The organism is Winogradskyella flava (genome assembly GCF_014243395.1).
Classification (GTDB): Bacteria; Bacteroidota; Bacteroidia; order Flavobacteriales; family Flavobacteriaceae; genus Winogradskyella; species Winogradskyella flava.
The window spans coordinates 56,493-71,085 of sequence record NZ_JACLCP010000006.1 but is presented as its reverse complement, the minus strand read 5'-3'; the positions used below and the strand labels follow the sequence as shown (position 1 = coordinate 71,085).

General features: G+C 34.8%; 16 protein-coding genes. 10 read left to right on the top strand and 6 right to left on the bottom strand.

The window, feature by feature from the left end; translation table 11 throughout:
- Positions 1-35 precede the first annotated feature (35 nt).
- From H7F21_RS15770 to H7F21_RS15750, 5 genes are all read right to left on the bottom strand, one after another.
- The gene (locus H7F21_RS15770) at positions 36-1,319 is read right to left on the bottom strand and encodes a hypothetical protein (RefSeq protein ID WP_185790279.1); all 1,284 of its coding nucleotides are present in this window, start codon (positions 1,317-1,319) and stop codon (positions 36-38) included.
- A gap of 30 nt (positions 1,320-1,349) precedes the next feature.
- The gene (locus H7F21_RS15765) at positions 1,350-1,952 is read right to left on the bottom strand and encodes a mycothiol transferase (protein ID WP_185790278.1); all 603 of its coding nucleotides are present in this window, start codon (positions 1,950-1,952) and stop codon (positions 1,350-1,352) included.
- Positions 1,953-2,178: 226 nt separating this feature from the next.
- Positions 2,179-2,700, bottom strand: coding sequence for a DUF4136 domain-containing protein (locus tag H7F21_RS15760; protein WP_185790277.1), 522 nt, complete (start codon positions 2,698-2,700; stop codon positions 2,179-2,181).
- Positions 2,701-2,746: 46 nt separating this feature from the next.
- Positions 2,747-3,745, bottom strand: coding sequence for a GTPase ObgE (gene obgE / locus H7F21_RS15755; RefSeq protein ID WP_185790276.1), 999 nt, complete (start codon positions 3,743-3,745; stop codon positions 2,747-2,749).
- A 52-nt stretch (positions 3,746-3,797) separates the two neighbouring features.
- Positions 3,798-4,907 (bottom strand): adenylate kinase, encoded by a 1,110-nt coding sequence (locus tag H7F21_RS15750; protein ID WP_185790275.1) that lies wholly within the window; start codon positions 4,905-4,907, stop codon positions 3,798-3,800.
- Between the two features lie 153 nt (positions 4,908-5,060).
- Here H7F21_RS15750 and H7F21_RS15745 point away from each other — a divergent pair, with 153 nt between their 5' ends.
- From H7F21_RS15745 to H7F21_RS15700, 10 genes are all read left to right on the top strand, one after another.
- Positions 5,061-6,215 (top strand): 5-(carboxyamino)imidazole ribonucleotide synthase, encoded by a 1,155-nt coding sequence (locus H7F21_RS15745; protein WP_185790274.1) that lies wholly within the window; start codon positions 5,061-5,063, stop codon positions 6,213-6,215.
- 3 nt (positions 6,216-6,218) lie between these two features.
- Positions 6,219-6,698 carry a 5-(carboxyamino)imidazole ribonucleotide mutase gene (purE, locus tag H7F21_RS15740; RefSeq protein WP_185790273.1) on the top strand — a complete coding sequence of 160 codons (480 nt, stop codon included), beginning with the start codon at positions 6,219-6,221 and terminating at the stop codon, positions 6,696-6,698.
- Positions 6,699-6,881: 183 nt separating this feature from the next.
- On the top strand, positions 6,882-8,915 hold the full coding sequence (locus tag H7F21_RS15735; protein WP_185790272.1) for a M3 family metallopeptidase: 2,034 nt from the start codon (positions 6,882-6,884) through the stop codon (positions 8,913-8,915).
- 25 nt (positions 8,916-8,940) lie between these two features.
- Positions 8,941-10,572 (top strand): S41 family peptidase, encoded by a 1,632-nt coding sequence (locus H7F21_RS15730; RefSeq protein WP_185790271.1) that lies wholly within the window; start codon positions 8,941-8,943, stop codon positions 10,570-10,572.
- A 74-nt stretch (positions 10,573-10,646) separates the two neighbouring features.
- Positions 10,647-11,150, top strand: coding sequence for a GbsR/MarR family transcriptional regulator (locus tag H7F21_RS15725; protein ID WP_185790270.1), 504 nt, complete (start codon positions 10,647-10,649; stop codon positions 11,148-11,150).
- 59 nt (positions 11,151-11,209) lie between these two features.
- Positions 11,210-11,542 (top strand): hypothetical protein, encoded by a 333-nt coding sequence (locus H7F21_RS15720; RefSeq protein WP_185790269.1) that lies wholly within the window; start codon positions 11,210-11,212, stop codon positions 11,540-11,542.
- On the top strand, positions 11,539-11,973 hold the full coding sequence (locus H7F21_RS15715) for a hypothetical protein (protein WP_185790268.1): 435 nt from the start codon (positions 11,539-11,541) through the stop codon (positions 11,971-11,973). Before H7F21_RS15720 ends, H7F21_RS15715 begins: the two co-directional genes overlap by 4 nt.
- 11 nt (positions 11,974-11,984) lie before the next feature.
- The gene (locus tag H7F21_RS15710; RefSeq protein WP_185790267.1) at positions 11,985-12,866 is read left to right on the top strand and encodes a methyltransferase domain-containing protein; all 882 of its coding nucleotides are present in this window, start codon (positions 11,985-11,987) and stop codon (positions 12,864-12,866) included.
- A gap of 64 nt (positions 12,867-12,930) precedes the next feature.
- The gene (locus H7F21_RS15705) at positions 12,931-13,485 is read left to right on the top strand and encodes a sigma-70 family RNA polymerase sigma factor (RefSeq protein ID WP_185790266.1); all 555 of its coding nucleotides are present in this window, start codon (positions 12,931-12,933) and stop codon (positions 13,483-13,485) included.
- 3 nt (positions 13,486-13,488) lie between these two features.
- Entirely contained in the window at positions 13,489-13,740 is a 252-nt protein-coding gene (locus H7F21_RS15700; RefSeq protein ID WP_185790265.1) for a hypothetical protein, read from the top strand.
- Here the strand turns inward: H7F21_RS15700 and H7F21_RS15695 are convergent.
- Positions 13,723-14,553: a UbiA prenyltransferase family protein gene (locus H7F21_RS15695; RefSeq protein WP_221892497.1), complete on the bottom strand. Its 831-nt coding sequence runs from the start codon at positions 14,551-14,553 to the stop codon at positions 13,723-13,725. The two genes, H7F21_RS15700 and H7F21_RS15695, sit on opposite strands and share 18 nt — an antisense overlap.
- Between the last annotated feature and the right edge of the window lie 40 nt (positions 14,554-14,593).

Sequence of the window (14,593 nt, the reverse complement as noted above, 5' to 3'; positions counted from 1 at the left end):
GCTCGTGCCTATTTCTTTATTGAGTGTATATAATCCTATCGATTATAAGCTTGCTCACTTATCCAATGAAATCCTCTACTATTAAGAATAAAGTCCTCCTTATAAAAGCGCTTTGTATATCCTTGAATTGTATCTCCGTCAAAAATGAAATTAAAATTTAAGCCTGTACTATCTATCTTTTTGTAATTCATATAGAAACTTTCATCAGCTTTGCCCCATCTCGTTAATTTTAATCTATCGTCAGTCAAACTATCTTTTTCAGTACCATAATATGAAATCTTAGAGCCAGAAAACCTTCTTATTTGGAGTGAACCTGGCCACTGAACCGCAATGCTTTTCCAAAGTTTTTCATTTTTATAATCTGTTATCGTATCGCCGTTTATTATGAAATCTGTAACCTCGTAAACGCCATATAAATCAGGTTTTGGTGCTTTTGATCCGTATTGTTTTTGTGCATCAAGTGTTTCAATAAACCCATATATAATTACATACCCAACTAATACTGCTTTAAGACTATTCATTGCAATATTTAAACCTTTTTTAAAATTGGGCCTTTTTATAACTTTAAGCTTGGTATTGATATCAGTAAAGAAGAATAGGGTTAACCTTTTGATATTTGGTATTAACAAAAATAAAGTCATAATAACCAAATGTGTAGAAACTATTTTTACGGGTATATCATAAAAATAATTAACTGCCATGATATTCATTGCTGTCATTAATGTTAGGAACGCCCCAAAGGTCATTGTCTTTCTAAACAATAATAGTCCTGCTAATAATTCAGCAATACCCATAAACATATTATAGCCTTTAGAAAATCCTAGAAACGTCCAGGCTAGTCCCATTGGTGATGACTCACCATAAGGCTCAATGAGCCTGTAAGGACTTGGGCTAGGAAACTGTAGCTGAATAACTTTAGAATACCCATAAGAAATAAGCATAAATCCTACGTAATAACGAATAGCTACTGTTAGCCAATAATACAACTTAGAATAATTTTGACGTTTACGATCAATAAACGACCATACCAATGTGCACAATAAAGCCAAACTTGCGATACAAAATAAAACAAGAAAATCGTAAGTAGTATCACCACTGCCTGTCATTCCAATAAATACGGGCTCACTGAGATGAAAGACGTTTTCTCCTAGCCACGGAATAAATTCCCTTGTCCATTTTAAAGGCAATGTAAATATATCATACCAAAAAGGATAAGCACTATTGTTTTGAAATGCTATAAATAATAAGAAATAGACAAAAGAAAATCTGAATCCTATTTTCTCAAATAGCGACCATGATGGTTGGTTAATTGATGTCATTATTAAATTATTCTATTGTTAAAAAGTAATTTATTTAATCCTTTTAGTAATCATTGCCAATTGTCCCATATGATTGGCTTGGTGTTCCATAACATGAAACCAAGCCCAATGGTTGCTCATGCTATCATTTGTTTCTGCGAACCATTTGTCATCTTTAGTTTTTAGTAGCTCCTTTGTCTTTTTACGAACGTCGTCAAAGATGTCCATATAATACGAAATTGGTTTGTCCTTAAACTCCGCTCTTGCTTCATCCCCGAGACTTAAAGCCGTTTCCCATTTCTTCTTTTCTTCTACATTAAAGGTTCTTCCCTCAAAGGTATAGACTTGATAATAGGCTTCTGTAGCTGCTAAATGATAGATAATTGCTCCAGGGCTATTCGCATTGTCATCTAAAAGAAAGTCTGTTCCTTCTTGATCTAGGTTTCTAACAATTCTTTCTACACGACCTTTAAGGTTATCTAACATGGATATCATATTTCCTATGTCATTTGAATAGCCTTTAGGTGCTTTGATTTCTATTTGTGAAAATAAAGTTGAAGTACTGAGAAGTAAAATGAGAAGAACAGGTAAAACCTGTGTTTTTCTGATATCAATTTTAGGGTTCTGAATGTAATCGTGAATCTTTGATGTCATTGGACTGGTTGTTTTAGTTTCCTAAAATTAAAACCTAATTCGTCTGGATAGTGAAGATTAACAGGAGATTAACTTTGTAAAGAGCAAAAAACATATAGAATGTCAATTAGTGTGAACTTGACAATTGATCACAAGCCTAATTTGTACTGAGAAGAAACATTTTAAATTATATTAGTTCTCAATACAATTTTTCGTTCCTAAAAATCACTCGAACTGACAGATAAGATCACTTCTTAGGGGGATAACCGGCGAATATTTTATCAACAAGCTTGACAAAAGTTTCTTCTCGTTTTTCAGGTGAAGCATTTGGCTTATAGTTGCTCTCACTTGCTGCTTGCCAAAACAGTTTTTCATTTTGAGCTTTATCCACAAAATCAATAACGATCGCTCTGGTATTTTGGTTCCCTCCTAAAGGGATACCCACCGAAACTCCGCCGAAGCCTCCTCCACCTCCACCTCCAGCACCGACACCTACGCTGGAGTTATTTCTGTTCATAACATCTTCGCTCTGAATATCGATAAAGAAATCTGGGTTTTCGGAACGTGTCAATCCCATCGTGGACAGCTTGGCATCTATAGCGCGCATTAAACGTTTATCGTCCAGCTGACTGAGACCCGTTTCCATGTCATCAAAATAATTATAAGTCTTGTACTTCGCAAAATCCGTGGATTTTTCGTAGTCGTAATTAACTAAGGTCCCGCATGATGTGAATAAAAATACTAGCAATAAACATTTAAGGAATTTCATATCGTTTTTATTTTAAAGATACAAAAATGATGTGATTGAAATTATACTAATAATTCAGCATCTTCCATAGCTTATCCTTTAATTCGGTAAGTCCTTGTTGTGCCACAGATGAAATAAACATATAGTTACATTCCAAATCCTTATCTAAAATAGTAGAAATCTCAGATTTTAATTCATCATCCAACATATCAGATTTAGAGATACAAACAAAGCGCTCCTTATCTAGCATTTCAGGATTGTAACGTCTTAGCTCATCAACCAGAATTTCATATTGCTCTACAATATCCTTGGCATCAGCTGGAATTAAAAATAGTAGTATAGAGTTACGTTCTATATGTCTCAGGAAATAATAACCCAACCCTTTACCTTCAGCAGCACCTTCAATAATTCCTGGAATATCGGCCATTACAAACGACTGAAAATCGCGATACTTAACGATTCCTAAATTAGGTTTTAGAGTAGTGAATTCATAGTCTGCGATCTTAGGTTTAGCAGACGTTAAGACAGACAACAATGTTGACTTTCCTGCATTTGGAAATCCCACCAAACCAACATCAGCCAATACTTTTAGCTCTAAAGTGATGTCTTTTTCCTCATGAGGAATACCAGGTTGGGCATATCTTGGTGTCTGATTTGTAGAACTCTTAAAATGCCAATTACCTCGCCCTCCCATACCACCTTCGGCTACGATTTTCTCCTCTCCGTCCTCTGTAATTTCAAAAAGAACATTATTAGTTTCCGTATCTCTAACAACGGTTCCAAGCGGCACTTCAATAATCGCGTCTTCACCATCTGCTCCTGTACTTCTGCCAGAACTACCATGCGCCCCATGGCCAGCTTTAATATGTCGCTTAAATTTTAAGTGAATTAAGGTCCAAAGATTAGAATTCCCTTTTAGGATTACATGACCACCACGACCACCATCGCCTCCATCCGGACCACCTTTCTGTATATACTTTTCGCGATGTAAATGCGCTGAACCTTTACCTCCATTACCAGAAGTAACATGCATTTTTACATAATCAACAAAATTTCCTTCAGTCATAATTGAGTTTAAAATTCTAAGTTTAAAGTTGAAAGTTTAAACTCTTCAGAAACTACAGCTTATCTAATACTTCGCTAAGACGGACGGTAATATCTTCAATGCTTCCTACACCATTCACACCAAAATATTTGTCCTGTTCAGAATAATAATCTTTTAAGATAGCTGTTTTATTGTAATATTCGTTTATGCGGTTTCTAATGATACTCTCGTCTGCATCGTCGGCTCTTCCACTAGTTTCACCTCGTTTCAATAAACGTTCAACTAAGACTTCATCGTCTACCTCCAAAGCGACCATGGCATTAATCTGAGAATCTTTGGTATCCATTAAATCATCTAAGGCCTTTGCCTGTGCATTAGTCCTTGGAAAACCATCAAAAATAAAACCATTGGCATCTGCATTTTTCTCAACCTCTTTATTTAGCATATCAATAGTTACTTGATCTGGAACCAATGCTCCCTTGTCCATGTAAGACTTCGCCAGCATGCCCAAGGCAGTTTCATTTTTAATATTATATCTAAAAACATCTCCTGTCGAGATATGTACTAGATCATATTTCTCTTTTAGAAAATTAGCTTGTGTTCCTTTTCCTGCACCTGGAGGTCCAAATAGCACGATGTTCGTCATGTGTTGTGTAGTTTTTAATTGATATACATTTGGCAAATCTCTTCCCAATCCATCATAGTCTAAACCATAACCAACGATAAATTTATTAGGAATTTCAATACCAACATAATGAAGTTTAAAGTCTTTATCATAAGCCTCAGGTTTGTAAAACAACGTCGCAATAATTAATTCCTTTACATTTTCGTTCTTAAAAATGCGATGTACCTCTTCTAAAGTATTACCTGAGTCTATAATGTCTTCTAAAATAACAACTGTTCTACCAGTAAGGTCTTGGGTTAAACCGATTAAGCGTTGAATATCTTCGGTTGACTTAACGCCTTCATAAGACGCTAATTTGATAAATGTTACTTCACAAGGCTTCGGATACTTTTTCACAAAATCGCTCACAAACATAAATGAGCCGTTCAATATTCCAACAAAAACAGGCATTTCGTCACCAAGATTGGTTGAAATCTCATCCACCATTCTTTGTACGGCAACATCTATTTCTTTCTCAGAAATAAAAGGTTTGAAGTATAAATCGTGAAGCTTTATCACCTCTGAATTATTTTAGAAATGCAAAGATAATCAAATGATTATCGATAGACTATTTTTGGTTTCTAATTTTAGAATTTTGTGTTAGAATTAGCTTATTTTTGTGGTAAATATTGTTGAATCTTTTAAAGATTTCCACTTTAGTGGAAAGCAGACATGAACTACTTTTCTTCAGACTTCAAACTTGGTATTCTTGGTGGTGGCCAATTAGGTAAAATGATCTTATACAATACACGTAAATTTGATATTCACACCTGTGTTTTAGATCCGAGCAAAGATGCACCTTCGCGATTGGCGTGCGATGCATTTGAAGTGGGTAATTTATTGGATTATGACACCGTTGTTAATTTCGGAAAGAAAGTAGATGTCCTCACCATTGAAATCGAAAATGTTAATGTTGATGCTCTAGAAACCTTGGAAGATGAGGGTATTAAGGTTTTCCCCTCTTCTAAAACGTTACGAACCATTCAAAATAAAGCACAGCAGAAGTTATTTTATCGTGACCACAATATTCCTACAGCTGATTTTTCGCGCTTTGCACACACTACAGAGATTGAAGATGCCATTGAAAATGGAGGTCTAAGCTATCCCTTTGTTTGGAAAAGTGCACGCTTTGGATACGATGGACAAGGCGTCAAAGTTGTAAGACGATATACGGATTTGTTGGATTTACCAAATGTGGAATGTATTGCAGAAGATCTTATTCCCTTTAAAAATGAATTAGCCGTTATTGTTGCGAGAAATTCTGAGGGTCATCTAAAGACCTACCCTGTTGTAGAAATGGAATTTCACCCTGAAGCTAACCAAGTAGAGTATGTCATTTGTCCTGCAAGAATTCCTGATGCTATCGCAAAAGAAGCTGAATTGGTTGCACTAAAGGCTGCAGCTGCTTTTGAGCATGTAGGATTATTAGCAGTGGAAATGTTTCAGACCGAAGATGATAATATTTTGGTTAATGAAGTGGCGCCACGACCCCATAATTCTGGTCACTACAGTATCGAAGCAAGTTATACGTGTCAGTTCGAACAGCACCTAAGATGTATTTTAGGATTACCACTTGGAAAAACCGAAAGTAAAGTCGCAGGCGTAATGGTTAATTTAGTAGGTGCAGAAAATCACACCGGTAATGTTGTTTACAAAAACATAGAAAACATATTGGCTATGGATGGCGTAACACCTCATATTTATGGAAAAAAGCAAACGCGACCGTTCCGTAAAATGGGACATGTCACTATCGTGGATAAAGATATTGCCAAAGCACGTAAAATAGCAGAAAAAGTAAAACGAACAATTGAAGTAATTAGCGAATAAACTATGAGTAAAGTTGGTGTAATAATGGGTAGTAAAAGCGATTTGCCAGTAATGCAAGACGCCATCGATATTTTAAGAGGCTTTGATATAGAAGTAGAAGTCGATATCGTCTCGGCACATCGTACTCCAGATAAACTTTTTGATTATGGAAAAAACGCCCACACTAGGGGTATCAAAGTGATCGTTGCTGGAGCCGGTGGTGCTGCCCACTTGCCAGGAATGGTAGCATCTTTATCGCCATTACCAGTAATTGGTGTTCCTGTAAAAAGTAGCAACTCCATAGATGGTTGGGATTCCGTTTTGTCCATTTTGCAAATGCCTGGGGGCGTTCCTGTGGCGACTGTAGCACTTAATGGTGCAAAGAATGCAGGGATTTTGGCTGCACAGATTTTAGGCAGTTCTGATCAGTGCGTTTTAGATAAGATTATTGTGTACAAGGAGGGCTTAAAGGCGAAAGTGATTGACTCTGCTAAAAATCTATAAAAGCCTCAATTTTCATCAAGGCTTTTTTTGCTGTTAACCAATTATTTTAGAGCAATAATCCTTACTCTGAGGTATACAAAGATAATAAAAACTCGTTGAACCATATGGTTTCACAAATCTTAAATTAGAGTTAAAATTCACATTACCAATCACATACAACATATCAAATAGATATTTCAAAAAATGAATATTCTTAATAAACCATTTCATACAACATACAATACAGCACCTTTTTCAGAGATAAAAAATGAGGATTTTCTACCGGCTTTTAAAACGGCCATTGAAAAAGCCAGAGCTGAAATTGATGACATTGTAATAAATAGCGATCACCCTACTTTTGAAAATACCATTGAAGCTTTGGAGTATTCCGGTGAAGAATTGGACAGAATTTCAAGTATATTTTTTAATTTAAATTCTGCCGAAACCAATGATGAGATTCAAAAAATTGCACAGGAAGTATCACCATTACTTTCGGAATTTAGCAATGATATTACATTGAATGAAGATTTATTCAAACGGGTGAAATCAGTTTATGACTCAAAATCAGAATTTAAACTCAATACAGAACAAAAAACGCTTTTAGATAAGAAGTATAAAGCATTCTCACGAAATGGTGCTAATCTTCCTGAAGATAAAAAGGAACAACTTAGAGCAATTGATAAAGAGTTAAGTCAACTAAAACTAAAGTTCGGCGAACACCTATTAGCAGAGACCAACAAGTTTGAAATGCACCTTACCAACGAAAGCGATTTATCTGGTATGCCAGAAAGTGCTAAAGAAGCTGCTAAACAACTCGCTGAAAGTAAAGGAAAAGACGGTTGGTTAGTTACATTGGATTATCCTAGTTATATTCCTTTTATGACTTATGCAGACAATCGTGTGTTGCGTGAAAAACTATCCAAGGCCTTTGGCAGTAAGGGGTTTCACAATGACGACTTAGACAACCAAAATATTGTATTACGCATATCACAATTACGATACGATCGTGCTCAACTATTAGGTTATAAAACCCACGCTCATTTTGTATTAGAAGAGCGCATGGCTGAAACACCAGAAAAAGTAAATGCGTTCTTAAACGAACTTTTGGAAAAAGCTAAACCTGCTGCGGGAGAGGAATTTGAAACACTTGAAGAGTTTGCCAAGGATTTAGACGATATCGATCAATTGCAAAAATGGGATTCGGCTTATTATTCTGAAAAGTTGAAGCAAAAATTATTCAGTTTAGATGATGAGCAACTGAAACCCTATTTCAAACTAGAAAATGTGATACGAGGTGCGTTTCTAGTTGCTGAAAAACTATTTGGACTCAGATTTGAAGACATTGATACCATTGATAAATATCATGAAGATGTAATGGCATATAAGGTTATTGATGCTAAAGATAATTTAGTTTCTATTTTCTACGCAGACTTTTTCCCAAGAGCTGGAAAACGAAATGGTGCATGGATGACAAGTTACAAACCTCAAATGATTAAGGATGGTAAAAACGAAAGGCCCCATGTATCCATAGTCTGTAATTTCACTAAACCCACAAAAAGCAAACCATCATTATTAACTTTTAATGAGGTAACCACCCTATTTCATGAGTTTGGACATGCTTTGCATGGCATGCTGGCCAATACAACATATCCAAGTTTATCAGGAACTAATGTGTATTGGGATTTCGTGGAATTACCAAGTCAGATTCTAGAAAATTGGTGCTACGAAGAAGACACCTTAAAGCTCTTCGCTACACATTACGAAACTGGAGAAGTCATTCCTATGTCGCTTATAGAAAAAATAAAAGCTTCTTCTACTTTTCATGAAGGCATGCAGACCTTACGTCAATTGAGCTTTGGGCTTCTAGACATGAGTTGGCACGCTGGCGAGTCACCAGAGACCATTAAATCAGTTAAATTGCATGAGACTAAGGCCTTTGGTGAGACCAGTCTTTATCCTGATGTCCCAGGAAACTGTATGAGTACCGCGTTTGCACATATTTTTCAAGGTGGCTATTCTTCTGGCTATTACAGCTACAAGTGGGCCGAAGTCCTAGATGCTGATGCATTTGAGTATTTTAAGGAAGAAGGCATTTTCAATAAGACCGTTGCCGATAAATTTAAAACCTATGTTTTATCTCAAGGTGGTACAGAAGACCCTATGACACTTTACAAAAAATTTAGAGGTCAAGAACCAAAACCTGAAGCCTTGTTGCGTCGTGCTGGGTTGTTGAAATAAAACATTAATAGCTGTCGGTAAGACTATGAAAAAGATATTGCAAATCCTAACCTTTATTGTTCTTAGTTTAAACTTATTGATTGCTCAAAAGTCAATTACAGAAATTGAGAGATTAGCTTCACTTGGAAAAATTTATGGTTTCCTAAAATACTACCATCCAGAAGTTGCAAAAGGGAAAATCGACTGGGACCAAGCGCTTATCAATCATTTTCCAAAGGTCATGAATGCAACAGATAAGAAATCATTATCGATAATTTATAATAATTGGATTGATAATTTAGGTAAGATTGATCCATGCAAAAAATGTGATTCTAAAGAAAATTATTTCGAAAATAACTTTGATTTATCTTGGATACAAGATACCCTGCTTTTCAGCAATTCACTTATTTCAAAATTAAAGTATATTGAGAAGAATAGAATTCAAAGCGAACACTTCTATGCTTCAAATGAACCTGTTGGAAAAATAAAGATAACCAACGAAAAAGTATATGAAGATTTTGACTATCCCAATGAAGCATTTAGAATATTAGGGCTATTCAAATATTGGAATATCATAGAATATTTTTACCCATACAAATATCTGACAGACCAAAATTGGGAATTAGTCTTAAAAGAAATGATACCAAAATTTCAGAGTGCCTCAAATAAAATTGAATATCAATCTATAATAAAAGAACTTATTGCCAAATTAGACGATTCACATGCTTGGATAAGCTTTAATTCTCAAGTAAAGTATAAATATCTGCCAGTTCAAATTTCTCATATTGAAAATCAGTGCGTTATTTCTGGATATTATAATGATTCTCTTGCCAATATCAACAATTTAAAACTGGGTGATGTAATTTTAAAAATTAATGGTTCTGACATCAAATCTGAAACAAATAAAAAATTAAAATTTGTATCAGGCTCTAATACCAATAACAAATTACTTAAAGCTTATAATGAGATATTTAATGGAATTGATTCAATAGTAACACTGACCATAAAAAGAGACAAGCACATTAACGAGCTTGATGTAAAGAAATATGATTTCAGAACATTTAATTATTATAACAATCCTAAAAATGTTATTTCAAAATCAATAAACGATGATCTAGGTTATATTAATATGGCTAATGTTAAAAGTAAAGATGTATCTGATATTTTCGAATCCTTTAAAACAAAAAAATCGATTATCATTGATTTGAGAAATTATCCGGCTCTTATATACAAATCAATGACTAGATACCTTAATTCAGAAAAAAGAGATTTTGCCAAAATTTACATACCAAATATTAATTATCCTGGAAAATTCAGATATAAAGATAATATCCAAACTTCGAAGAGAAATAATCCTTTCAAAGGGAAAATTATCATGGTGGTGAATGAAGCTTCACTTAGTAGATCTGAATTTACCGCTATGGCTTTTCAAGCTGCTGATAATATTATCACCGTTGGTAATCAGACCGCTGGTGCTGACGGTGATGTAGCCATTTTTGAATTTCTAGGAGGCTACAGAACCGCAATTTCCGGAAATGGAATTCTTTATCCAGATGGCACCGAAACTCAAAGAAAAGGTGTTAAAATAGATATAGAAGTAAAACCGACCATTACTGGTTTAAAACAAGGACGTGATGAACTTCTGGAAAAAGCAATTGAATTAGCATCTGACGAATAGCATTTTTAACAGGTTATATAAAATTAAACTTTCAATAATTATTGAAAGTTTAAAAATTATTGTATATTTGTGATATGGAATATCCAGAAGCAAAAGAAAAATTTATAAGTACATGGGGAAGTTTAGGCACACTTTGGGGCATAAACAAGGCCATGGCGCAAATACAAGCTTTACTCTTTATTTCTACAAAACCTCTGTGCATGGAAGATATTATGGAAGACCTTAAGATCTCTCGTGGTAACACGAGCATGAACTTAAGACAGCTGATGGATTGGGGAATTGTCACCAAGGTTTTGGTCTCTGGAGAACGAAAGGAATTTTTTACTACAGAAAAAGATGTCCAAGAATTAGCCAGAATTGTAGCAAAAGAACGCAGTCGCCGAGAAATTAAACCTGTGATTAAAGTGCTAGAAGAGGTCTCCTCTATCAAAGATGATAATACAGAAAAAACGAGAGAACTCATTAAGCAAACTAAAGCCTTAAAGGATTTAACTGATGACCTAGATACTTTAATGAACAAGCTCGTCAACCAAAAGCAAAACTGGCTAACAAAATCTGTTTTAAAGTTTATGAAGTAGGTCTATTTTTTTTAAATATAACTTTCAATATTTTCTGAAAGTTTAAAAACAACACAATTATGAAAGTCTTATACCAATTCAACAAAATCTTGCTAATTATTACACTAGTTCTTTATGTGACAATATTCTTAGGATTGTATGCGCAAATTGTTCTAGGAGGAATTCAAATACTAAGCGCTATTGGCATAACATTTCTATGGAATAGGTTCGAAAACAAATACAAAAAGCAACTTTTAATCTACTGGTTGATAACGCTATCGTATGGCATTGGATGGCTTCTAGAAATCGACTTAAATGATTCTTGGTGGATTTTAGCAATAGTAATCATTCCAATGTCCATTGCCATTTACTTCGTTTGGCTACTAAGTAATTTAAAAAACATACAATCATGAACACTCAAATTCCTAACTGGCTCATTATTCTTGGAGGTATTGGTCAAATATTTACCGCACTCATTTATCCATATATCAGACATAAAGTATTTGACTGGTATAACGATGTAAAACAACTGAAACCATTAAATCAGGAAATAGCAAAAACCTATGGCAGATATATTCAAGGTTTGAATTTCTCCTTTGGATTAATTGCAATCCTAATTCCCAATGACTTAAAAAACGGTACAACTTTGGCCGTTGCACTAACAGGTCTAATTGCCGCATATTGGGTTGGAAAGGTAGCGACTCAAATCGCCTATTATCCCATGTATCAAATTCCACAAAAGCCAATTTTCAAAATCGGGAGTTACTTCATGAATTTCCTTTTTACCCTATTTGCAGCGGTCTACAGTTGGTTATTAGTTTCTAACATAAGTCAAATACTCTAAATCACATCATCATGAAAACACAAACCGTAACTCTAAATAATTACTCAGAACAAAACAAGGTAGAAATGGTAAACTTCTATAATGAGGCTACCGAAGACTATGCGTTTTGGAGTAATGACTACAATATGCATTTTGGATATTTCATCCCCTTTAAAACCAATCCTTTTAAACGTGATGCCATGCTCAATGAGATGAATAAACAAGTCATAAAAAGGCTCGGCATTAAAACAACCAAAAACCGTTTAATTGATTTGGGTTGTGGTATGGGGGCAACTATGAGGTATGCATTAAAAAAGCATTCAACTATTATCGCTTACGGTGTAACACTTTCAGATTTTCAGGTACAGCAAGGCAACGAATTGCTTAAAGGTAAAAACGGGATTATCCTTAAGGAAAATTATAATAACACCGCTTTTCAATCAAATTCATTTGATTCTGCAATCGCCATAGAAAGCTTTTGCCATTCTGGTCACAATGCTAAATCACTCAAAGAAGCATATCGTATTTTAAAACCTGGTGGACGTTTGGTCATTGCAGACGCCTTTCTTAAAAAAGACAGATCAGAACTCTGTCATGGCGCAAAATATGCTTACGAAAAGCTTTGCAGTCACTGGAGTCTAGAAAAATTAGAGACTCACACCTACATACAAAAACAACTGGAAACATTGGGTTTCACAAACATTAAGGTTGAAGACGTCTCTTTCAGAGTGGCACCTTCCGTATTGCACGTACCATTTGCAATAGGAGGTTTTATCATCAAAAAACTTTTAAGCTACAAGGGTCTAAAGCGTGAAAGTTCACATAACTTAAAAGGCTCTTTTTATGCACTTTTATCAGGACTACACATGAAAAGTTTTGGCTACTACATCATAAGTGCTACCAAATACAAATGAAACGCATGTTCTATTTTAGAAGTTAATATTTTATCCTATTTTTGGTGAAGCAATGATTTTATAAATGCCTAGTCATAAGATAAACCCAAATAACTGGATTAATTTATATTCAGACTATCTATTTAACTACACAATTTCTCGTGTTAATGACCGAGAAATGGCGCAAGATTTGGTCTCAGAAACTTTTTTGGCTGGACTTAAGTCCATGGCAAATTTTAAGGGCGAAGCCAGTGAGCGGACTTGGTTAATATCAATATTGAAACGTAAAATCATTGATTACTACCGCAAAATAAATTCTAATAAAGGTAAAGCCGAAGTTAGAATGAGCTATAATAGCGATAGTGATGCAGAAGGGGACTGGCTAGAAGAACGTGTTGCAGATCCTTTTGATAAGACCGCTGAAGACACCTTGGAAAACTCAGAATTAGGAGATGCCATATACGATTGTCTAGGGAAATTACCCGAGAAGCAAGCTGAAGTTTTTAAGATGAAAACTATTTTAGGTTACGATACAGAAACAATTTGTAATGAATTGGATATAACTGCGTCTAACCTTTGGGTTATCATCCATAGAGCACGTGCAGCCCTTGCAGGCTGTATGGAAAAAAATTGGTTTTAAAGTATGAGTAAATTGAAGTTAAGTTGTCAAGAAGCGAATCATGTTTGTGACAAGAATCAGTATAAAGAGGCTAACTTTTGGGAAAAAGTAAAGCTGAATATACATTTGATTTACTGTAAGGCCTGCCGGAAATATTCAGCCAACAACGGAAAATTGAGCAAACTCTTTAAAGTAAGTAAGGTCGAAGCCATGGACCACAATTCCAAAGAAAAGCTAAAATCTACTTTCGAAAAAGAGTTAGCCAAGCATCAATAAGCTTACTAACCAAATAACGGGGAGACTCTCTACCCAGAAAGCACTATAATATCTCGATTGATTCTTACGCGAAAACACTAAAAGCAATAGGGTTAAAACTAGCATGATTAACATTGACAGAATTGAATTCCCTGTTAGTTCATCTTTAAAATATTCCAAGAAAAAAAATACCATTAAAAGCATGACACCAATGATCTTGGTATTCTTAATACCTATTTTTTGGGGAATAGTTCCGAGTTTTAAACTATCATAATTTAAGTCCCTAATTTCAAAAGGTAACATCAACACTATAACCAACAAAAAGCATTGTAAACTTGCCAGTAAAACGTCCATAGTTAATGCCATACCATTGTCAACAAAAGGCAAAATTACTGTAGTAAAGGCCCAAACCAGAGCAATAACGTAAATTTTCATGCCACTAATCTCCCTCAAATTCATTTGACTATCCCTAAAATAACGCATCGGCAATATAGGAATAGCATATAAAAAGGTAATTAATCCAAATCCAGACAGAAAAAGCAATGTTTTAACACGAAGTTGAAAACCATAATAACACATGCCAATAAATGCAATAAACGAGAATATTTGAATAGCTCTAAGCCGGCCGGCCAAACTTCTATGATGAAATTTTGCAATACCAAAATACTTAACAAAATTATAGCCAGTAATGGTTGCATAAAACACGAAATACAACACATTAGCATCATAGGGCAATTCAAATTGAATCAGTGTGATCCACGTCATTGCATAAACCGCTAAAGCTACATGAATACTAGCATTAATATAAAAATCCAGAAGTCGCTTTAAAATCATGATAACACAAAAATAGGCAATGTGTTAATAACCCTTGATT